The organism is Thetidibacter halocola (genome assembly GCF_018224955.1).
Classification (GTDB): Bacteria; Pseudomonadota; Alphaproteobacteria; order Rhodobacterales; family Rhodobacteraceae; genus Thetidibacter; species Thetidibacter halocola.
Window position 1 is genome coordinate 543,078 of sequence record NZ_JAGTUU010000001.1, and the last position, 20,766, is coordinate 563,843.

General features: G+C 65.9%; 16 protein-coding genes. 4 read left to right on the forward strand and 12 right to left on the reverse strand.

The annotated features are described in order from the left end of the window. Positions 1-77 precede the first annotated feature (77 nt). From argC to KB874_RS02445, 4 genes are all read right to left on the reverse strand, one after another. Positions 78-1,106, reverse strand: a complete 1,029-nt coding sequence (gene argC, locus KB874_RS02430; protein ID WP_212534943.1) for an N-acetyl-gamma-glutamyl-phosphate reductase — start codon at positions 1,104-1,106, stop codon at positions 78-80. Between the two features lie 27 nt (positions 1,107-1,133). After that, positions 1,134-1,946, reverse strand: coding sequence for a glutamate racemase (gene murI / locus KB874_RS02435; protein WP_212534944.1), 813 nt, complete (start codon positions 1,944-1,946; stop codon positions 1,134-1,136). Between the two features lie 14 nt (positions 1,947-1,960). Further along, a complete protein-coding gene (locus KB874_RS02440; RefSeq protein ID WP_212534945.1) occupies positions 1,961-2,869 on the reverse strand; it encodes a lysophospholipid acyltransferase family protein in 909 nt (302 codons plus the stop codon). A gap of 93 nt (positions 2,870-2,962) precedes the next feature. Further along, positions 2,963-6,379, reverse strand: a complete 3,417-nt coding sequence (locus KB874_RS02445; RefSeq protein ID WP_212534946.1) for an indolepyruvate ferredoxin oxidoreductase family protein — start codon at positions 6,377-6,379, stop codon at positions 2,963-2,965. A 165-nt stretch (positions 6,380-6,544) separates the two neighbouring features. Here KB874_RS02445 and KB874_RS02450 point away from each other — a divergent pair, with 165 nt between their 5' ends. Beyond that, on the forward strand, positions 6,545-7,450 hold the full coding sequence (locus KB874_RS02450) for a LysR family transcriptional regulator (RefSeq protein WP_212534947.1): 906 nt from the start codon (positions 6,545-6,547) through the stop codon (positions 7,448-7,450). Positions 7,451-7,745: 295 nt separating this feature from the next. Here KB874_RS02450 and KB874_RS02455 read toward each other — a convergent pair whose 3' ends face one another. Continuing rightward, complete coding sequence (locus KB874_RS02455) at positions 7,746-7,919, reverse strand: hypothetical protein (protein WP_212535333.1); 174 nt, start codon at positions 7,917-7,919, stop codon at positions 7,746-7,748. A 136-nt stretch (positions 7,920-8,055) separates the two neighbouring features. Beyond that, on the reverse strand, positions 8,056-8,310 hold the full coding sequence (locus KB874_RS02460; RefSeq protein ID WP_212534948.1) for a hypothetical protein: 255 nt from the start codon (positions 8,308-8,310) through the stop codon (positions 8,056-8,058). Between the two features lie 119 nt (positions 8,311-8,429). Between KB874_RS02460 and purL the strand changes: the two genes are divergently transcribed. Beyond that, a complete protein-coding gene (purL, locus tag KB874_RS02465; protein WP_212534949.1) occupies positions 8,430-10,589 on the forward strand; it encodes a phosphoribosylformylglycinamidine synthase subunit PurL in 2,160 nt (719 codons plus the stop codon). Between the two features lie 75 nt (positions 10,590-10,664). Here purL and frr read toward each other — a convergent pair whose 3' ends face one another. Beyond that, on the reverse strand, positions 10,665-11,231 hold the full coding sequence (gene frr, locus KB874_RS02470; RefSeq protein ID WP_212534950.1) for a ribosome recycling factor: 567 nt from the start codon (positions 11,229-11,231) through the stop codon (positions 10,665-10,667). Between the two features lie 341 nt (positions 11,232-11,572). Here frr and KB874_RS02475 point away from each other — a divergent pair, with 341 nt between their 5' ends. Beyond that, positions 11,573-12,490 (forward strand): GlxA family transcriptional regulator, encoded by a 918-nt coding sequence (locus KB874_RS02475; protein WP_212534951.1) that lies wholly within the window; start codon positions 11,573-11,575, stop codon positions 12,488-12,490. Positions 12,491-12,550: 60 nt separating this feature from the next. Here KB874_RS02475 and KB874_RS02480 read toward each other — a convergent pair whose 3' ends face one another. Further along, on the reverse strand, positions 12,551-13,423 hold the full coding sequence (locus KB874_RS02480) for an NAD(P)-dependent oxidoreductase (protein ID WP_212534952.1): 873 nt from the start codon (positions 13,421-13,423) through the stop codon (positions 12,551-12,553). A 104-nt stretch (positions 13,424-13,527) separates the two neighbouring features. Here KB874_RS02480 and KB874_RS02485 point away from each other — a divergent pair, with 104 nt between their 5' ends. After that, positions 13,528-15,993: a penicillin acylase family protein gene (locus KB874_RS02485; RefSeq protein ID WP_212534953.1), complete on the forward strand. Its 2,466-nt coding sequence runs from the start codon at positions 13,528-13,530 to the stop codon at positions 15,991-15,993. A 65-nt stretch (positions 15,994-16,058) separates the two neighbouring features. Here the strand turns inward: KB874_RS02485 and hflX are convergent, their stop codons facing one another. The 4 genes from hflX to trkA form a co-directional block, all read right to left on the reverse strand. Continuing rightward, positions 16,059-17,282, reverse strand: a complete 1,224-nt coding sequence (hflX, locus tag KB874_RS02490; protein ID WP_212534954.1) for a GTPase HflX — start codon at positions 17,280-17,282, stop codon at positions 16,059-16,061. Positions 17,283-17,329: 47 nt separating this feature from the next. Then, positions 17,330-17,569 (reverse strand): RNA chaperone Hfq, encoded by a 240-nt coding sequence (gene hfq / locus KB874_RS02495; protein ID WP_212534955.1) that lies wholly within the window; start codon positions 17,567-17,569, stop codon positions 17,330-17,332. A 223-nt stretch (positions 17,570-17,792) separates the two neighbouring features. Next, positions 17,793-19,307 (reverse strand): TrkH family potassium uptake protein, encoded by a 1,515-nt coding sequence (locus KB874_RS02500; RefSeq protein ID WP_212534956.1) that lies wholly within the window; start codon positions 19,305-19,307, stop codon positions 17,793-17,795. Positions 19,308-19,310: 3 nt separating this feature from the next. Then, on the reverse strand, positions 19,311-20,687 hold the full coding sequence (trkA, locus tag KB874_RS02505; RefSeq protein WP_212534957.1) for a Trk system potassium transporter TrkA: 1,377 nt from the start codon (positions 20,685-20,687) through the stop codon (positions 19,311-19,313). Positions 20,688-20,766: the final 79 nt, after the last annotated feature.

Genomic DNA, 20,766 nt, shown 5'->3' on the forward strand with positions numbered 1-20,766 from the left:
GTGTTTCCTCCCGCAATCTTCGCGAAATATAGGGGTTGCCGGGACCGTTGTTTAGCCCCGGCGCACCATGTCGCAGGTCAGGGAAAGCAGGGCGCCAGCATCAAGCCCGCCGCCTCGTCCTCGCCCAGCATCAGGTTGGCGTTCTGCACCGCCTGCCCCGACGAGCCCTTGAACAGGTTGTCGAGCGCCGCCACCACGATCGTCCGCCCCGGCAAGCGGTCGGCCACCACGCCGATATGGCAGAAGTTCGAGCCGCGCACATCATGCGTGCTGGGCGTCTGGCCCTTGGGCAGGACGTGGATGAAGGGTTCGTCCGCGTAGGCGGCCTGAAGCGTCGACAGCACCGCGTCGGCCTCTCCCCGGACATAGGCCGTGGCCAGGATGCCGCGGTTGAACGGGCCGAGATGCGGGGTGAACTGGATCTTTACCTCGCGGCCAGCCAGCGCGCTGAACTCCTGGTCGAATTCGCCCAGGTGCCGATGCACGCCGCCGACCGAATAGGCATTCGTGCCCTCGGACAACTCGGCATGCAGCAGGTTCTCCTTGAGCGAGCGACCCGCGCCGGACACGCCGCATTGCAGGTCGAGGATGATCTCGTCTAGGTCGATGACGCCCGCAGAGATCAGCGGGCGCAGGATGTATTGCCCGGTTGCCGCGTTGCATCCCGTGCCGGCGACCAGCCGCGCGCCGCGGATGACGTCGCGGTAGAATTCGGTCAGGCCATAGACGGCCTCTGCCTGCATCTCTAGCGCGGCATGGGGATTGCCGTACCACTTCTGATAGGCCGCCGGGTCGCGCAGGCGGAAATCGGCGGAGAGATCCACGATCTTCAGCGACTTGGGCAGCTGGGCAATGACCTCCTGGCTGGTCTTGTGCGGCAGGGCGCAGAAACACAGGTCGATGCCGGAAAAGTCGATCTCTTCCCAGGTAACCATCTTGGGCAGGTCGAGGTGGCGCAGGTGCGGAAAGACCTGCGCAATGCTCTGCCCGGCCTTGGAATTGGCGGCCAGCGCCTTGATTTCAAAGCTGGGATGGGTGGCGATGATGCGGATCAACTCGGCCCCGGTATAGCCGGACGCGCCGATGATGGCGATGGAATGGGTCATGTCGTGCCTTCCTTTGAAACAGTCGGATCAGGCGGCGCTGAAGGTGATCTTGCGGCGCAGGAACTGCGTGGCGTTCTGCGACACCTTCACCGGGTTGCCAGTGGTGAGGAATCCGCCCTCGGTGCCCTTGCCCAGCATGCCGGGATGCCGCTTGAGATAGTCGGCCAGAGACTCTGCCACGAGGTTGGCCTGCGAATAGACGGTGACACCGGGGCCGAGCGCCTCCTGGAACGCGTCCTGCATCAGCGGGTAATGGGTGCAGCCCAGGATCGCGGCCTCGGGTTCCGGCATCTTTCGCTTCAGCGCATCCACGTGGCTGCGCACCAGCGCCTCGGCGAGGATCATGTCACCTTCCTCGATCGCGTCGACCAGCCCGCCGCAGGCCTGCGCCTCGACATCGACGCCGATGGCGCGAAAGGCCAACTCGCGCTGGAAAGCGCGGCTGCGCACCGTGGCCGGCGTGGCGAACAGCGCAACATGCTTCACCGCGACCTCGCGCGGGGGAGAGTTGTCGCCCCAGCGGCGTTCTGTCAGCGCCTCGATCAGCGGAACGAAGACGCCCAGCACGCGCTTGTCCTTGGGCACCCAGCTTTCCTGCATGCGGCGCAGCGCCGCCGCCGAGGCGGTGTTGCAGGCGAGGATGACCAGGTCACAGCCTTCCGCCCACAGCCGCTCGACCGCGGCGCAGGTCAGGTTGTAGATGTCGTCGGCATCGCGTACGCCGTAGGGCGCGTGCTTGCTGTCGGCGAAATAGACAAAGGGCACGTCCGGCAGCCGGCGCGTCAGCGCGTCCAGCACCGTGAGGCCGCCCAGCCCCGAATCGAACACGCCCACCGCCATGCATGCCTCCGCCGTCAGTAAGGCCGGTGCGATTGACGGGCCTCACGCCTGAGATGTTTCGCCTCGAACTCGAATCCGAATTCCTCGGATCGAAGCGGGATTGGCGACAGGTCATACGTCGCCTTGCGCAGGAAATCCATCAGGCTTCTTGGATCCTTGGCGCGCGAGTCGATCTCGGACCGGGGGATCGGCTGGCCGATGGCGACGCGCACCGGCGTGTCCACGCGCTTGCGGAACTCCTGGATCAGCAGGCCCATGCGCAGCGTCATGTGCAGATGGCTGGCCAGCTGGAACAGGCGCGAGGTATGGCCGTCGAAATAGATCGGCACGACAGTGGCGCCGGATTTCGCGATCATCTTGGCGGTAAAAGTGCGCCAGCCCGGGTCCAGCGGCCGCGAAAAGGGCCGCGCGGCGGTCGCGACGGTGCCGCCGGGAAAGATTCCGATGCAGCCGCCCTGCCCGAGGTAGCGCAGCGCCTCTTTCCGCGTCTCGAGATTCTGCTGCACCGCTTCCTTGCTTTCCTCGAAGCTGATCGGCAGCACGATCTTGTCCAGTTCCTCGGCCTTGCGAAAGACGTGGTTGGCGAGGATGCGGAAATCGCCCCGCACCACGGACAGGATGTGGCCCATCATCAGACCGTCGAGAATCCCGTAAGGGTGGTTGGCGATGACCACCAGCGGCCCTTCGCGCGGGATGTCGTCGAGGCTGCCCGCGATGACCTCGAGTCCCAGACCATAGCGTTCCACCATCACCTGCCAGAAGTCGCGCCCCTGCGCGACCTCGGAATCATAACCCTCGGCGCGCTTGATCAGGCCAAGCCGGCCGGTAGCATTCTCCATCAGGCGGATCATGGTTCGGCCGCCGCGGGTCGCGGCGGAATAGGAATAGGAAATGTCACGGGCGACCTGACGCCGATCAGGCATCTGGCAAGTCCTCCTCCGGATCGCGTCGCTACGGGCGCCGCCTCAGTCTTGCACGGAACTGTAACGGATCGGTTGCGGATTGGCGAGACGACGTCATTCCGCCGCCTTCGCCATTGCCCGCCCGCCGTCGCGCAACACCGCCAGCAATTCCTCGCGGCGCTTTTCGGCCTTGGCGGCGTTGCCGTGCTTGACCGGGCCGAAACCGCGAATCTGCAAGGGCAGTTCGGCCAGCGCCACAAGCGCGTCCATGCGTTCGGGCGTCGCCTGTTTCAGCCATTCGGCCATGTCGGTCTCGTACTGGCGGATCAGCGCGCGTTCCATCCGGCGTTCCTCGGTCCGGCCGAAAATGTCGAAAGGCGTACCGCGCAGCCGCTTCATCCGGGCCAGCAGGCGGAACCATTTCACCATGCCCTCGCCATATTGCTTCTTGGCCGGGCGGCCGTCGGGCCCGGGTTTCGACAGCAGCGGCGGCGCCAGGTGGAAGGACATGCGGAAGTCGCCGTCAAAGGCCTCTCGCGCCTTGTCACGGCTTTCCAGGTGCAAGCGGGCGACCTCGTATTCATCCTTGTAGGCCAACAGCTTGTGATAGCCTTTTGCGACGGCTTCGCGCAGGTGCGGATCGGTCACGCCGTCCACCAACTTGCGATAACGCTTGGCCAACCGCTTGCCCTGGTATTTCACCAGGTGGTCGGCACGAAAGGCGATCCTTTCGTCCAGCGACTTCGGCAGCGCCGTCACGTTGGGCGCGATCAGGCGCTCAGCCTCGTCCGCATGCAGCACGGCCCAGCGGCCGATCTCGAAGGCGCGCCGGTTCCTTTCCACCGCCGCGCCGTTGAGGTCGATCGCGTCGTGGATCGCCTCGCGCGTCAGCGGGATCAGCCCCATCTGCCAGGCCGCGCCAAGGATCATCATGTTGGAAAAGATCGAGTCGCCCAGCGTCACGCGCGCCAGTTCCGAGGCGTCGAAGAACGCCACGCGATCCCGCAAACGCGCCTGAAGAGAGACGCGCAACCGGTCACTTGGCAATGAGAATTCTGTGTTGCGGGTGAAATCCCCGGTGATGATCTCGTGGCTGTTGACGATGCCGCCGGTGCGGCCTGTGCGCATCAGGCCCAGCGTCTTGGCGCCCGCGCTGACCACCAGGTCGCCACCGATCAGCGCATCGGCCTCGCCGGTTGCCACCCGCACGGCGCTGATGTCGTCGGGTTTCTCGGCGATGCGCAGGTGGATGTGCACCGCGCCGCCCTTCTGCGCGAGGCCCGCCATCTCCATCATGCCGGCGCCCTTGCCGTCGATCTGCGCTGCCTGTGCCAGCACCGCCCCGATGGTCACGACGCCGGTGCCGCCGACGCCGGTGATGACCACGTTATGCGTTCCACGGATCGCCGGAAGCGTCGGTTCGGCCATGTCGGGCAGCTCCAGCGAGGCGGTCGCGGGCTTCTTGAGAGTCGCCCCCTCAATCGTGAGGAACGACGGGCAAAACCCCTTTATGCAAGAGAAATCCTTGTTGCAGCTCGACTGGTCGATGGCCCGCTTGCGGCCCAGTTCGGTTTCCGCTGGCACGATCGACACGCAGTTCGACTGAACCCCGCAATCGCCGCAGCCCTCGCAGACATCGGTGTTGATGAAGACCCGCTTGTCGGGATCGGGAAACTGGCCCCGCTTGCGACGGCGGCGCTTTTCGGCGGCACAGGTCTGGACATAGACGATGGCGCTGACGCCCTCGATCCTCGTGCAGCGGGCCTGCACATCGGCAAGCTGCGCACGCTCAAAGGTTTCAATGCCTTGCGGGAAGGACTTGAGATCGACATCTTCCTTCTCGTCGTAGACGACAAAGACCTGCGCGACACCCATCGCCTTCAGTTCCGAGGCGATCCGCTGCGGCGTCAGGCCACCATCGTTCTTCTGCCCGCCGGTCATGGCGACCGCGTCGTTGAACAGGATCTTGTAGGTCATGGTCGTCCCGGCAGCCAGCGCCGCCCGGATCGCCTGCACGCCGGAATGGTTGTAGGTGCCGTCGCCGAGGTTCTGGAAAACGTGACCGCGCTTTGAGAACGGAGCCTCGCCGATCCAGTTCGCGCCCTCGCCGCCCATATGGGTAAAGCCCAGGGTCGAGCGGTCCATCCACTGCACCATGTAGTGACAGCCGATGCCCGCGTAGGCGCGGCTGCCCTCGGGCACCTTGGTCGAGGAGTTATGCGGGCAACCCGAGCAGAAATAGGGCAGACGCGCGGCAATCTCTTCGGCGTTGTCGGCTTTCGCCGCCTCGTCTACCGCCTGCAGGCCGGCCTTGATGCTCTCGGTGCCGCGCCCCTCCTCGATCAGGATGTCTCCCAGCTTGCGCGCGATCCAGACCGGGTCGAGCGCGCCCTTGGTGGGGAAAAGTTCCTCGCGGTGCATTCCGCCCGCGCCGCCCTTGTACCAGCCGTAGACGCGCACGCGGTTGTCGTCGAACAGCGCCTCCTTGATCTGCACCTCGATCAGCTTGCGCTTTTCCTCGACCACCACGATCAGGTCGAGCCCCTCGGCCCAGTCGTGGAACCCCTTCATGTCCAGCGGGAAGGTCTGGCCGATCTTGTAGGTGGTGATCCCCAGCCGCTCGGCCTCGGCGGCGTCGATGTTCAGCAGGCTCAGCGCGTGCACCAGGTCGAGCCAGTTCTTGCCCGCAGCGACGAAACCGATCTTGGCCCCCGGCTTGCCCCAGACGCGTTTGTCCATCTTGTTGGCGTTGGAAAACGCCTCGGCTGCAAACCGCTTGTAGTCGATCATGCGCGCCTCTTGCGCGTGGGGCGTGTCGACCAGGCGGATGTTGAGGCCACCCTCGGGCATGTCGAAGGGTGGCAGGACCAGGGTCATCCGGTCGACCCGGCCATCCACCACCGCTGTCGCCTCGACCGTGTCCTTCATCGTCTTGAGGCCGACCCAGAGACCGGAAAAGCGCGACAACGCGTAGCCGTAGATGCCGTAATCGAGGATCTCCTGCACGCCAGCGGGCGAGACGATGGGCAGGTAGGCGTCCATCAGCGCCCATTCCGACTGGTGCAGCACGGTGCTGCTTTCGCCGGTATGGTCGTCGCCCATCGCCACCAGCACGCCGCCGTGCTTCGAGGTTCCGGCCATGTTGGCATGGCGGAACACGTCGCCCGTGCGGTCGACGCCCGGCCCCTTGCCGTACCAGAGGCCGAAAACACCATCGAACTTGCCCTCGCCACGCAACTCGGCCTGCTGGGCGCCCCAGAGCGCGGTGGCGGCCAGGTCCTCGTTCAGACCTTCCTTGAACAGGATGTCCGCCTCGGTCAGGAATTTCGCGGCGCGGTTCATCTGCATGTCGACCGCACCCAGCGGCGAGCCGCGATAGCCGGTGACATAACCCGCGGTGTTCAACCCCGCCGCCCGGTCGCGGGCCTTTTGCGTCAGCATCAGGCGGACCAGCGCCTGCGTTCCGTTCAGCAGGACCTGGTCCTTGGACAGGTCGAACCGGTCGTTCAGCGAAATCTGCGTCTTGCTCATCTGCGCCTCCCCAACGCGGGCTGATGCCTGTTATAGAGCAAATTTAGGTCAAGAAGGCTGACCTGAACAGGGAAATTTTCGTGATCCATGGCGCTTGCGCAATGACGCGGGCGACATTTCTTAATATGACAACCAGCAACGCGTGGAAGGAAAGATGTGATCGGCATGGATTGGGACAAGCTACGAATCTTTCACGCGGTGGCCGATGCCGGCAGCCTGACCCATGCGGGCGATGTCCTGCACCTGTCGCAATCGGCCGTGTCGCGGCAGATCCGGTCGCTGGAGGAATCGCTCAACACCACACTGTTCCACCGCCACGCGCGGGGACTGATTCTGACCGAACAGGGCGAATTGCTGTTCGATGCCACGCATTCCATGCACAAGCGCGTCGAGGCCGCGACAGCCCGCATCCGCGACAGCGAGGAAGAGGTGTTCGGGCAATTGCGCGTCACCACCACCTTTGGCTTTGGCGCGCTGTGGCTGGCGCCGCGGCTGACCAAGCTCTACGAGAAATACCCCGAGCTCAACATCGACCTGATGCTGGAGGAGCGTGTGCTGGACCTGCCCATGCGCGAAGCCGACGTCGCCATCCGCATGAAGGAGCCCAGCCAGGCCGACCTGATCCGCAAGCGGCTGATGGGCATCCGCATGCGCCTCTATGCCTCGCCGGAATACCTGGCATCGCGCGGCACGCCGCAAAGCATGGAAGAGATGCGCGACCACAGGTTGATCTGCCAGAACACGCGCTCGGCCCAGGTCAGCGCCGGCATGCAGCTGATCCAGGAGCTGATGACCTTTGACATCCACTCGACGCTGACGGTGAACAACTATTTCGGCGTGCTCCAGGGGGTAATCTCGAATCTCGGGATCGGCGTGCTGCCCGACTACATCATCGAGGATTTCCCCAATATCGTGCGCGTTCTGCCCGAAGTGGAATCCATCGAGGTGCCGGTGTTCCTTGCCTACCCCGAAGAACTGCGCCAGTCCAAGCGCGTCGCGGCCTTTCGCGATTTCGTCCAGGAAGAGATCATCGCGCATCGCCGTTCGTTGCGGGCGATGGGCGCGGAATAGGACCGAAATCCGAACTGAACCGTGTGGTATGCATATCACGCATAGCGGGAATGCTGCACGTGCGGCACGGTTTTCCTTGATCGACTCGGGACTGCTGCCATATTCGGCACATGAACGGTGCAACGCTTAGCAGCTACGCATCTTCATACCTCCCTGTTGGACTACGGCCGAGCTTTGTGCTCGGCCTTTTTTTGGCCGCTTGCATGCTTGGCCGCCTGCACGGATCCGTCGATGCGCAGCCCCAAAAAAAAGGCCGCCCTCGTAAGGGCGGCCCTGCCGTGTGGGTCCAGCCCAGTCACTGCGTCGCGTTCTGCGCCGCCGCCAGCCGTTCGCGAATTCCATCCTCGGACAGCGCCGATTTCGGTGCGCCCGATTTCATGTGCTTCTCGACGGCGCGTTTGTTGATATACGCAAACGCCACCACGAAACCCAAAGTGCCGAAAGTCAGAATTCCAAGTCCGAAGTCCATGTCGTCTCCTTTCGCGTTGATGTTCTGTCTACGCTGCAACACGAAAGATGGATCAAACATGCGGAAAAATTTTTAAGTGAATTCAATGGCATACAAAAGCATACTTTGCAAGCCGCCCAAAGGTTGGGCACGGCGGTCAGGAGATGATCAGAAATACCGCAGCAAGGAACAGCGCCATCCCGACAAGACCGAACTGCGCGGCAAACAGGCTGACCAGGAACAGCAATCCCAGCACGCCGGTCAGCACCCCGGCCTGCGCCCGCATCGGCAGGCGCTCGATGCGCTGTGCCACTTCCGGCCCGCTCTGCCCGGGCCAGAACGCGGCAATCAACTCGGCGGCGACGATGCGCGCCTGACGGATCATCACGGCGAATGTCGAACCCTGGGCCATGCTGCTCTCTTGTTCACCGTGGTATGCCTAACACGCCGGTCTCGCGGCAGGCAAGCGATGCCCTTTTCCCCCCCGCGCACTTGGCATAAACAGCGCCCAAAGGAACCCGAGGGGACGACATGCAGGAACCGGCCATCACCGAAGAGCTGATCGCAGCGCACGGCATCAAGCCCGACGAATATGCCGAGATCCTGCGCATCCTGAACCGTGCGCCGAACTTCACCGAACTCGGCATCTTCTCGGCCATGTGGAACGAGCATTGTTCCTACAAGTCATCCAAGATCCACCTCAAGAAACTGCCGACCACCGGCCCGCAGGTGATCTGCGGCCCGGGCGAGAATGCCGGCGTCGTGGATATCGGCGACGGGCAGGCCGTGGTCTTCAAGATGGAAAGCCACAACCACCCCTCGTATATCGAGCCCTACCAGGGTGCTGCGACCGGCGTGGGCGGCATCCTGCGCGACGTCTTCACCATGGGCGCGCGCCCCATCGCGGCGATGAACGCCTTGTCCTTCGGCACCAAGGATCACCCCAAGACGCGTCAGTTGGTGCATGGCGTGGTCGAGGGGATCGGCGGCTATGGCAACGCCTTCGGCGTGCCGACCGTGGGGGGCGAGGTTCGCTTTCACCCTGCCTATAACGGCAACTGCCTGGTCAACGCCTTTGCCGCGGGCCTCGCCGATGCCGACGGGATCTTCTACTCGGCCGCCTCGGGCGTGGGTCGTCCCGTCGTCTATCTCGGTGCCAAGACCGGGCGCGACGGCGTCGGCGGCGCCACCATGGCCAGCGCCGAGTTCGACGAGACGATCGAGGAAAAGCGCCCCACCGTGCAGGTCGGCGACCCGTTCACCGAAAAGCGCTTGATGGAGGCCTGCATGGAACTGATGCAGACCGGCGCGGTGATCTCGATCCAGGACATGGGCGCGGCGGGACTGACCTGTTCGGCGGTGGAAATGGGCGACAAGGGCGGGCTGGGCATCCGGCTGGACCTTGAAAAGGTGCCGCAGCGCGAACGCAACATGACCGCCTACGAGATGATGTTGTCGGAATCCCAGGAGCGGATGCTGATGGTTCTGGATCCGGCCAAGGAGGCCGAGGCCAAGGCGGTCTTCGACAAGTGGGACCTGGATTTCGCCATCGTCGGCGAAACGATCCCCGAGGACCGTTTCCTGATCATGCACAATGGCGTGTGCAAGGCCGACCTGCCGCTGTCGAAACTGTCCTCCTCGGCGCCGGAATACGACCGGCCCTGGGTGGCGACGGCAGAGCCCGCCCCGCTGGGGGACGTGCCCCATGTCGATCCCGTGGATGCGCTGAAAATCCTGATCGGCAGCCCGAACTATTGCGCCCGCAACTGGGTGTTCGAGCAGTATGACAGCCAGGTCATGGCCGACACGGTCCGCGTCCCGGGTTTCGGCGCGGGCGTGATCCGGGTGCATGGCACCGACAAGAAGCTGGCCTTCACCTCGGACGTGACGCCGCGCTACGTCAAGGCGAACCCCGTGCAGGGCGGGCGGCAGGCGGTGGCCGAGGCCTTCCGCAACCTCGTGGCCGTGGGGGCGAAACCGCTGGCGACCACCGACAACCTCAACTTCGGCAACCCCGAAAAGCCTGAGATCATGGGCCAGTTCGTCGGCGCCCTGCAGGGCATCGGCGAGGCCTGCCTTGCGCTCGACATGCCCATCGTGTCCGGCAACGTCTCGCTCTACAACGAGACCGACGGGCAGGCGATCCTGCCGACGCCGACCATCGGCGCCGTGGGCCTGATCGGCGCGGATCAGGAGCCGATCCTGGGCTTTGCCCGCGACGGGCATGTGGCGCTGGTCGTGGGGGCCTCTGCGGGCCACCTCGGCCAGTCGGCCCTTCTGGCCGAGGTGTTCAACCGCGAGGATGGCGACGCGCCTCATGTCGACCTCGAGGCCGAGCGGCGCAACGGCGACTTCATCCTCGCGCAGCGCGACCTGGTGCGCAGTTGCACCGACCTGTCCGACGGCGGACTGGCACTGGCCGCCTTCGAGATGGCCGAGGCCTCGGGCGTGGGTGTGCAGATCGACACGGACGAAACAGCCGCGCTGTTCGGCGAGGATCAGGGGCGTTACCTGGTCGCGTGCAATTTCGACCAGGCCGAGGCGCTGATGGTCGCGGCGTCGCACGCCGGCGTGCCGGTTTCGACGGTGGGCCGGTTCGGTGGGGACATGGTGCGGTTCGGCAAGGCCGCGGCGCCGCTGGCCGAGTTGTCAGCGTTGTATCGCGGGGCATTCGCCGGGCATTTCGGCTGATCCAGCATAGCTTTCCAAAACGAGAAAGGCCGCACCAAGACGGTGCGGCCTTTTCCATTTCTCCAGCGGGGTCAGTCAGACCTGCATGATCTCTTCCTGCTTGGTCTCAAGCGCGGTGTCGATCTTCTTGATGTACTTGTCGGTCAGGTCCTGAACCTCGGATTCCCAGAGTTTCTGATCGTCTTCGGACATATGGCCGTCGTTCTTGGCCTTCTTGATCTGGTCCATGCCGTCGCGGCGGACGTTACGCACGGAGACGCGGGCGCTTTCGGCGTACTGACCGGCAACCTTGGTCAGCTCGCGGCGGCGTTCCTCGTTCAGCTCGGGGATCGGCAGCATGATGATCGTGCCGTTGAGCTGCGGGTTGATGCCCAGACCGGATTCGCGGATGGCCTTTTCGACCTTGCCGACAAGACCCTTGTCCCAGACGTTGATCGTGACCATGCGGGGTTCCGGCACGTTGACCGTGCCGACCTGGTTGATCGGGGTCATCTGACCATAGGCCTCGACCATCACCGGTTCCAGCATCGAGGCCGAGGCGCGTCCGGTGCGCAGCGAGGCGAATTCAGTGCGCAGCGAGGCCATCGCACCTTCCATGCGGCGCTTGAGGTCGTCGGTGTCGAGTTCGAAATCGTCGGACATGTCTGCATCCTGCCTGTTAGTGGCCTGAGGCTTAGCGCGCTCGCCGTTGCAATTCAATGCATCAAAGACCGTGCGAGGGAAAGCCCCGCGAAGGGGGCGAGGTTCGTATTTGCCGGAAAGAAAAGGCCCTAAATGATGCGACAAACGCCCTGATTACGGCGGTTACTGCCAGAAACGACGTGTTTGAGGCGTGAAAGACCGCCTTGCCGTGTTGGCGCCTGCCGCCGACCGGCCAGCCGTTCACCCTTACGCTTGGTTTACCTTTTTCGTGCATGAAAAGACGAACATATCGGCAATCTCGCCTCAAGTGACGCAAATCAGACCGAAAAGGACGACACGTCATGCAGATCCGCTTCGTCCTCTTTCCCGGCTTTCCGCTGCTGCCCTTCGCCCTGGCCCGCGAGACGCTGGATTGCGTCAATCGCTGCGCGGGCCGTCCGATCCTGTCCTTGGCGCTGCACAGCCCCGATGGCAATCCGGTCATGGCGCAAGAGGGCCTGGGACTGACACCCGACGCGACCGACTGGCCCGAGGCGCCAGGACTGGACCTCATCCTGCTGTTCGCGCCTGTAGGCACCATGCTCACCGTTCCGATGGGGCTGCGCGCCGCACTGCACCGGGCAGATCGCGGCGGCGCCACGCTTGGCGGGCTGGCGGGCGGCGGCCTGATCCTGGCGCGGCTGGGCCTGCTCGAGGGGCGCAGCGCCGTGCTGCCCCCCTGCCCCGACGCCGCGCCCCTGCCCGGGGGCATCGCCCGGGCCGAGGCGCGCTTTGCGCTGGACAGGCGCCGGCTGACGGTGGTGGGCGGGATGGCCACGGCCGAGGCAATACTGGCCTGGATCGCGCGCTCGGTCGGCGGGGATCTTGCCGCCGCCACGGCCCGGACGCTGGAGGCCGGGACCACAGTGTTGCCCCTGACCGGCGGTTCGGTCAGCGACCCGATCCTGTCACGGATGCGCACAATCATGGCCGCCCACATGCAAGATCCGCTGCCGCTGGAGGAGGTCGCCGAGGCGCTGGACCTCAGCCCCAAGCAGCTGCGCCTGCGTTGTCACAAGGCGCTTGGCCGCACGCCGATCCAGGCCTATTCCGACCTGCGCCTGGACCATGCCCGCGCGCTGGTGGCAGGCACCGGCCTGTCGGTGAACGACATCGCCGAGGCGACTGGCTTTGCCTCGGCCTCGGCCTTTACCCGCAGCTTCCGGGCACGCTTTGGCGACACGCCGCGCGACATGCGCGCGGCACAGCTGGGCAGGTAGCGAAAGGCGCGGCCGGGCCCAAATGGAACCGGCGGCGCGATCCGCGCCAGCGCGCTCGGCTCAGCCCATCGCGTTGAGGCGCTTGATCAAGCTCGACGTGTCCCAGCGCCCGCCACCCAGCTTCTGCACGTCCTTGTAGAACTGGTCGACCAGCGCGGTCACGGGCAGTGAGGCGCCGACCTCGTCCGCGGTCATCAGGCAGATGCCCAGGTCCTTGCGCATCCAGTCGACCGCGAACCCATAATCGAATTTGTCTTCGAGCATGGTCTGGTAGCGGTTGACCATCTGCCAGGACCCGGCCGCCCCACCGCCGATCACATCGACCACGGAGCGACCATCGAGGCCCGCCTTCTGCGCGAAATGCAGCCCCTCGGACAGGCCCTGCACCAGGCCCGCGATGCAGATCTGGTTGACCATCTTGCACAGCTGGCCAGAGCCGCTGTCGCCCAAGCGCTTGCACATCTTGGCATAGGCGTCGATCACCGGCTCGGCGCGCGAATAGATGTCCTCGGCGCCACCGCACATGACGACCAGCTGGCCGTTCTCGGCCCCCGCCTGCCCGCCCGACACCGGCGCATCGACAAAGCCGATGCCTGCGCCCGCCGCCACGTCGTGCAACTCGCGCGTGACCAGGGCCGAGACCGTGGTGTGGTCGACAAAGACCGCGCCCGACGCCATGCCGGCAAAAGCGCCGTCCTCGCCGAGGCAAACGCCGCGCAGATCGTCGTCATTGCCGACGCAGGACATGACGAAATCCGCGCCCGCCGCCGCCTCGCGCGGGGTCTTGCCCAGCGCGCCGCCGTGCTGGGCGACCCAAGCCTCGGCCTTGGCAGTGGTCCGGTTGTAGACCGTCACCTCATGCCCCGCCTTCGCCAGATGCCCTGCCATCGGGTATCCCATCACGCCCAGACCCAGAAACGCAACCTTCGCCATATCTTGCCTCCCTCGCGTTGTCCCCGCCCGGCAGCCCTTGGAAATCTGGCGCAGGCGGGATAATCCCGTGCAACCCCAGTTAGCGCACAGGGCGGGCGAGGGAAATGGCAGTTCTGTTCCGATGGCTTTTCCGGCTGGTCTCCGGCGCGCTGGTGCTTGGCGTGCTGGCGATTTCGCTGGTCTACTACCTCGGGTCGCGCTCCCTGCCCGTTTACGACAAGACGCGGGCCATGGCGGGAATCACCGCCGATATCGAGATCGTGCGCGACAATGCGGCGGTGCCGCACATCATGGCGCTGAGCGACCGGGACGCGTTCTTTGGCCTGGGCTATGTCCATGCGCAGGATCGGCTTTGGCAGATGATGATGATGCGCCGCACCGCGCAGGGACGCCTGTCCGAGGTGTTCGGCGTGCGCACGCTCGAGACCGACACGCTGCTGCGGCGGCTCGACCTGTATCCGCTGGCGGTGCAGTCGGTGCCGTTCCAGGACGCGCGCACGCTGGACGCGCTGGAAAGCTACGCTGCCGGGGTGAATGCCCGGATCGACGAGATCAACGAAGGCGGACTGGGCCGTGGCGCGCCGGAATTCTTCCTGTTCAATCAGCCCATCGCGCCGTGGCAGCCGGCCGACAGCATCGCCATCGTGAAACTCATGGCGCTGCAACTGGCCGGCCACTTGCAGGACGAGGTGATCCGGGCGCGCACCTCGCTGGCGCTGGAGGATGCGGCGCGGCTGGCCGACATCCTGCCCGACATGCCCGGCGCGGGTATTGCCGCCCTGCCCGATTATGCCGCGCTGGTGCCGGGGCCTCTGCCGCGCTTTGCCGAGACGCCGGCGCGCGACCATGCCTTCCTGATGCCGGTCGCGCCGCGCGGCCTGGCCGGGGCCTCGAACGCCTTTGCCGCCGCGCCCGACCGGTCCGCCGGCGGCGGCACGTTGCTGGCCAACGACCCGCACCTGGGTCTGACCGCACCCTCGACCTGGTATCTGGCGCGGCTGCAACTGCAATCGGGCGGCGTGATCGGCGGCACGGTTCCCGGCATTCCGGCGGTCATGGTGGGCCGGTCCGAGCAGTTGGCCTGGGCCGTGACCTCCAGCTACATGGACGACCAGGACCTCTATATCGAGGAGCTGAACCCGGACAATCCGGAGCAATACCGCGCCCCCGACGGCTGGGCGGAGTTCCGCAGCCGCCGCTCGATCATCGAGATCAAAGATTCCGCCCCCGTCACCGTCACCCTGCGCTGGACCGACAACGGCCCGGTCCTGCCGCGCTCTGTCTACGACCTCGAGGCGATCACGCCGCCCGGGCACGTGGTCTCGCTGGCCTGGACGGCGCTCTCGCCGCAGGACACCTCGGTGAGCGCGGCAGTGGGCCTGATGATGGCCGAGGACGTGGACGCGGCACTGGCGGTTTCGGACGGCTACGTGGCGCCCAGCCAGATGCTGACCCTGATCGACCGGTCCTCGATCGCGATGAAGCTGGTCGGAGCCATGCCGCGCCGCGATTCCGCCCACCAGAGCCAGGGTCGCCTGCCCAGCCCCGGCTGGCGGCCCGAGAACCGTTGGCAGGGGATGTTGCCGCGCGACGCGAACCCGACCTTCATCCGCCCGGTCGGCGGGATCGTGGGCAACACCAACAACAAGGTGATCGACCGCCCCTTTCCGCTGCATGTCAGCTTTGACTGGGGCGACAGCCAGCGGGTGCAACGCTGGCAGGCGCTGATGCAGGGCCGCGAGGTGCACACCCGCGAAAGCTTCATCGAGGCGCAGCTGGACACTGTCTCGCCCGCCGCGCGCACGCTGCTGCCGCTGATCGGCCGCGACCTGTGGTTCACCGGAGAGGCCGCGCCCGGCGGCACGCCGGAACGCCAGCGCCAGCGCGCGCTGGCCCTGCTGGCCGACTGGAACGGCGAGATGAACGAGCACATGCCCGAACCGCTGATCTATGCCGCCTGGCTGCGCGCCTTGCAGGACCGGTTGATCCGCGATGACCTGGGCCCGCTGGCGGACGATTTCGACCATGTCGAGCCGCTGTTCGTCGAACGCGTGTTCCGCGACATCGACGGCGCCTCGGAATGGTGCGACATCAAGCGCTCGGCGCGCGAGGAAACCTGTTCAGACATCTCGCGGCTGGCGCTGGACGACGCGCTGGTCTGGATCGGCGAGACCTATGGCACGGCGCTGGAATCGCTGCGCTGGGGCGATGCGCACCAGGCGATGCACGATCATCCCGTGTTGGGCGAGGTCCCGCTGCTGCGGCATTTCGTGAACATCAGGCAGAGCACCTCGGGCGGGGACCACACGCTGCAGCGCGGGCGGACGTCGGGGCGCGACCCGCACCCGTTCCGAAACGTGCACGCAGCGGGCTATCGCGGGGTCTATGATTTCGCTGACCCGGATTCGTCGGTCTTCATCAATGCGACCGGGCAATCGGGACATTTCCTGTCGCGCCATTACGACGACCTCGGGCAGTTGTGGCGGCGCGGCGAATACATCCCGATGTCGCTGGACGTGGACCTGGCGCGCGCTGCCTCGGTCGGGGTCACGCGTCTGGTCAAGCCCTGAGGGCGGAGGGGGCTCTGCCCCCGCGCCTTCGGCGCCCCCCGGAGTTTATCGGGCAAGATGAAGGGTCAGAGCGTCTCGAACCGTGCCCGGTCGCGTGCTGACCATTCGACGGTCAGACGATAGCCGTCCTCGGTCTGGCTCTCGTCCTTGACGAGGCCTTTCTCGAACAGCCAGGCGCGGCGGCGACCGGCGTCGAAGGGCAGATCGATCACCTCCTGCCGGGTCTGTTCGCCCAGAATGTCGGTGACGGTCTGCAGGAAGGCATCCAGCCCCTCGCCGGTCAGCGCCGAGACGGCGAAGACGCCCGCATCGCGCATGGCGCGGATGCGCACGGCCTCGGACTCTTCCGGCGGCAGGCGGTCGAGCTTGTTCCAGAGTTCGATCTGCGGCGTCTCTTCATCGACACCCAGGCTGTCGAGAATGTCGCGCACGTCGCGCGCCTGTTCCTCGGTCTCGGGATGCGAGATGTCGCGCACATGCACGATGACATCCGCCGCCAGCACCTCTTCGAGCGTGGCACGAAAGGCCGCGACCAGTTCGGTCGGCAGGTCGGAAATGAAGCCCACCGTGTCCGACAGGATCACGTCCGCCCCCGTGGGCAGACGCACCGCCCGCATCGTCGGGTCGAGCGTGGCGAACAACATGTCCTTGGCCATCACCTCGGCGCCGGTCAGCCGGTTGAACAGCGTCGACTTGCCCGCGTTGGTATAGCCCACAAGCGCCACGATCGGATAGGGCACCTTGGCGCGCGCCTTGCGGTGCAGTTCACGCGTCCTGACCACCTTGTCGAGCTGGCGGCGCAGCCGCACCAGCTGTTCGTCGATGGCGCGGCGGTCCGCCTCGATCTGCGTCTCGCCGGGGCCGCCGACAAAGCCCAGCCCGCCGCGCTGGCGTTCCAGGTGGGTCCACGCCCGCACCAGGCGCGTGCGCTGGTAGCTGAGATGCGCCATCTCGACCTGCAACACGCCCTCGCGCGTGGCGGCGCGGTCCGAGAAGATCTCCAGGATCAGGCCGGTGCGGTCGAGCAGCTTGACCTTCCATTCCTTCTCGAGGTTGCGCTGCTGCACCGGGGACACCGGCCCGTCGACCAGCACCAGTTCGACCTCGGCATCGTGGAATTTCTGTTTCAGCTCGGCGATCTTGCCCGAGCCGAAGAGCATCCCGGCATGGGGTTTCGGCAACGGCACGACAGTCTGGCCCACGACCTCGAGGTCGGGCAGCGCTGCGGCCAGCGCAACGGCTTCGGCCAGCCCCATCGCGGCGTCGCGACGATGGGGGTGCGATTTCATGTCAGGATGCAGCACCCACGCGCGGGTTGCCTGCGCGCCGTGTTCCTTCAAGCGCCCTCTTCGCCGTCATAAAGATTGATCGGCTGGCTTGGCATGATCGTGCTGATGGCGTGCTTGTAGACAAGCTGGGACTGCCCATCGCGACGCAGCAGCACGCAGAAATTGTCGAACCAGGTGATGACACCCTGCAGTTTCACACCGTTGATGAGAAAGACGGTGACGGGAACCTTGGTCTTGCGGACATGATTCAGAAACGCGTCCTGAAGGTTCTGTCTGTCGGAAGCCATTGAATTGCCTTTGTTCTTATCTTGCACCGACTGGCGGCACGCCCTCGTTCAGGCAGAGTATGAAACGGCGCGCCGGCGGATTCCAGAGCCTTTTTCGCACTGGGCCCGGGTTCGGCCGTTCTCTCCCCTGCCTTGGTGATACGCGGGTTCGCCCTTGCCTTGCAACCCGCACCAAAGGTTAATTTTCAGGCATAAGGCGAAAGTCGCAGCGGCGCACACGCGATCAGTCGCGCCAGATGTCGGGGTTGAGCATGACGACGATGGCCAGCAGTTCCAGCCGGCCCAGCACCATGCCGGCACAGATCAGCACCTTGGCCGCCACCGGAAGACCCAGCAGCGCGATGGGCTCTGCCGCCGCCACGGCGGTCAGCGGCCCGGTGTTGGACAGCGTGGCGATGGTCAGAACCATGGATTGTTCAAAGGCGATGCCCGCCAGCCCCAAAAGGATCGACAGCGCCGCCAGCGTCACCGCCACCATCATGAAGACGACCCAGGCGATGAAGCCGCCCTCGCGCCGGATGCGGCGGCTGACCAGGTTCGCGCGGCCCACCGAGTGCGGATAGACCAGCCGCTCGATCTCGCGTGCGCCGTTGAGATAGAGCGCGTAGACCCGCATCAGCTTGACCCCGCCGGCGGTGGTGGCGACCCCGCCGCCGATCAGCGCGAGGCCCATGAGGATGATCCCGGGTGTCGCCAGGCCCGACCAGTCACGCGCCGTGACCCATTCGGTGCTGACGAACCCGGTGGTCGACAGGAAGGACAACGCGGTGAACAGCGCGCCCCAGAAGGCGCGCAGCCCCGCCATGAGGTTCTGTTCGTCGCCGATCTCGAGCGCGGCGATCCAGTGGCGGACGAACAGCATCACCGGCACCGCCGCGACGATCAGGATGCCCAGCCGGAATTCCGGGTCGAACCATAGGCCCGGCCCCTTGCCTGGCGTTGTGTCGCTGGAAAACGTCTGGCGCGACAGGGCGAACAGCAGGAAGGCAAAGACGATCATCTCGCCCGGCAGGCCGCTGGGTGAGGCCGCCTGCAAGGGCAGCGGCGAGATGCCCGAGGTCGCCATGGTCGACATGGCGTGGATCACCGCCACCAGCGGCGGGTCGCCCGCAACCAGCAGCATGACGCAGAGCGCGCCCGTCAGGCCCACGTAGACCGGGGTCAGCCCGGTGATGCTGCGCCACAGCCGCGCCGCGGGGTCGGTCTGGGTTCCGCCGGCGACACCCTCGGCCATCGACTGGCCGGGCTCGCCGCCCGCCGTCACCTCGAACCCGCCCAGCGTCAGCGGCGCCAGGATCGCGGCGGCCGAGACCCAGATCATCCAGCCGCCCATCCAGCCCACCATGCCGCGCCACAGGTGCTCTGCCCCCGACAGGCGGGCGGGCTCGAACAGCGGCAGGCCCGTGGTGGTCAGCGCCGAGAGCATCTCCATGTAGGCGGACAGGAAGGCGGTGGTGCGCAGCGCCTCGAAGAACGGCACCGCGAGGAACAGCGGCAGCAGCACGAAGGCCGCCAGCAGCGCCAGCAATTGCCGCAGCGCGTTGCGGTTGTGGCGACGGTTGCCCAGCGCGACACCCACAAGGGCGGTCACGACAAGCCCCAGCAGCGCCGAGTAGAAGAAGGACCGCGCATCGTGGTGCTCGCCCACCGCCAGCGCATAGACCGCCGGCGGCAGCATCGCGACCGAGAACAGCCCGGTGAGCAGCAGCAGAAGCGGAAGGCGGTGAATCGCGCCCATCGGTCAGAAGAAGTCGATCGAGACCTGGAGCAGGCGCTCGACCTCGGCCACGTCGCCCGCAAGCGAGAAGATGACGATCTGATCGCCCGCCTCGACCCGAAGCGCACCGGTTGGCTTGACCACCTTGCCGCCCTTGCGCAGCGCCCCGACCAGAACGCCTTCGGGAAAGTCGATCTCGCGGATCAGGCGGCCCGCCATCGGCGAGGTCGACATGACCTCGGCCTCAATCACCTCGGCCTCGGCGTCGCCGATGGAATAGACCGCGCGCACCTTGCCGTGCCGGATGTGGCGCAGGATCGAACTGACGGTCGTGGACCGCGGGTTGATGTAGGCGTCGATGCCCAGCGGTTCCATCAGAGGCACCAGCGAGGGGTCATTGATCAGCGCGATGGCCATGGGACAGCCCGCCGCCTTGGCGCGGACCGCTGACAGCATGTTCACCTTGTCGTCGTCGGTGACGCAGAGCACCGCGTCGGCGCGGTCGATCCCCGCCTCGGCCAGCAGCGCCTGGTCCAGACCGTCGCCATGCAGGACGATGGTGCGCTCCAGCGCCTCGGCGGCGCGCTCGGCGCTCTTGCGGTTGCGCTCGATGATGCGGGCACGGATGCGGTCACGGCTTTCTTCCAGCTTGCTCGCGACCATCAGGCCGACATTGCCGCCGCCGATGATCACGACGCGCTCCTGCTTGCGCACCTCCTTGCCGAAGATCTCCATCGTGCGGCGCACGTCCTCGGCATGGGCCATGACATAGCAGGCATCGCCGGCAAAAAGCTGGTCGTCGGCTTCGGGCGCAAAGAGCGTGCCTTCGCGCCGCACGCCCACCACGACCGAGCGCAGGGTCGAGAACAGGTCGGTCAACTGCTTGAGCGGCGTGTTGACGATGGGGCAATCCTCGTCCAGCGTCAGGCCCAGCAGTTGCACGCCACCGTCGAGGAAGGTCTCGGTGTCAAAGGCGGCGGGCGCCGACAGGCGTTGCAGCGCTGCCTCGGCCACTTCCTTTTCGGGCGAGATCACCACGTCGATCGGCAGGTGGTCACGGCGGTACAGATCGGAATAGATCGCCGTCTGGTAGGATTGCGCGCGCAAGCGCGCGATCTTGCGCGGCACCGAAAAGACCGAATGCGCCACTTGGCAGGTGACCATGTTGACCTCGTCGGAATGGGTCGCGGCGATGATCATGTCGGCGTCGCGCGCGCCCGCCCGTTCCAGCACGTCCGGGTAAGAGGCAAAGCCCGCGATCCCCTGCACGTCCAGCGCGTCGGTCGCGCGGCGCACCAGGTCGGGGTTGTTGTCGACAACGGTGACGTCGTTGCGTTCGCCTGCCAGATGCCGCGCGATCTGCCAGCCGACCTGCCCGGCGCCGCAAATGATGACCTTCATCGCCCTTCCCCAAGGTTGCGCCCTTGGCATGACACGGGGGCGCGGGGCGGTCAACGCCTGCCGCATCCCGCCCACGCGG

Excerpts from the sequence above, each read along its gene's own strand:
- frr (WP_212534950.1), bottom strand. The coding sequence starts at position 11,231 with ATGTCCGACGATTTCGAACTCGACACCGACGACCTCAAGCGCCGCATG.
- KB874_RS02460 (WP_212534948.1), bottom strand. The coding sequence starts at position 8,310 with ATGGCCCAGGGTTCGACATTCGCCGTGATGATCCGTCAGGCGCGCATC.
- trkA (WP_212534957.1), bottom strand. The coding sequence starts at position 20,687 with ATGAAGGTCATCATTTGCGGCGCCGGGCAGGTCGGCTGGCAGATCGCG.
- purL (WP_212534949.1), top strand. The coding sequence starts at position 8,430 with ATGCAGGAACCGGCCATCACCGAAGAGCTGATCGCAGCGCACGGCATC.
- KB874_RS02475 (WP_212534951.1), top strand. The coding sequence starts at position 11,573 with ATGCAGATCCGCTTCGTCCTCTTTCCCGGCTTTCCGCTGCTGCCCTTC.
- hfq (WP_212534955.1), bottom strand. The coding sequence starts at position 17,569 with ATGGCTTCCGACAGACAGAACCTTCAGGACGCGTTTCTGAATCATGTC.
- KB874_RS02485 (WP_212534953.1), top strand. The coding sequence starts at position 13,528 with ATGGCAGTTCTGTTCCGATGGCTTTTCCGGCTGGTCTCCGGCGCGCTG.
- KB874_RS02500 (WP_212534956.1), bottom strand. The coding sequence starts at position 19,307 with ATGGGCGCGATTCACCGCCTTCCGCTTCTGCTGCTGCTCACCGGGCTG.
- KB874_RS02445 (WP_212534946.1), bottom strand. The coding sequence starts at position 6,379 with ATGAGCAAGACGCAGATTTCGCTGAACGACCGGTTCGACCTGTCCAAG.
- KB874_RS02455 (WP_212535333.1), bottom strand. The coding sequence starts at position 7,919 with ATGGACTTCGGACTTGGAATTCTGACTTTCGGCACTTTGGGTTTCGTG.
- hflX (WP_212534954.1), bottom strand. The coding sequence starts at position 17,282 with ATGAAATCGCACCCCCATCGTCGCGACGCCGCGATGGGGCTGGCCGAA.
- KB874_RS02450 (WP_212534947.1), top strand. The coding sequence starts at position 6,545 with ATGGATTGGGACAAGCTACGAATCTTTCACGCGGTGGCCGATGCCGGC.
- argC (WP_212534943.1), bottom strand. The coding sequence starts at position 1,106 with ATGACCCATTCCATCGCCATCATCGGCGCGTCCGGCTATACCGGGGCC.
- KB874_RS02440 (WP_212534945.1), bottom strand. The coding sequence starts at position 2,869 with ATGCCTGATCGGCGTCAGGTCGCCCGTGACATTTCCTATTCCTATTCC.
- KB874_RS02480 (WP_212534952.1), bottom strand. The coding sequence starts at position 13,423 with ATGGCGAAGGTTGCGTTTCTGGGTCTGGGCGTGATGGGATACCCGATG.
- murI (WP_212534944.1), bottom strand. The coding sequence starts at position 1,946 with ATGGCGGTGGGCGTGTTCGATTCGGGGCTGGGCGGCCTCACGGTGCTG.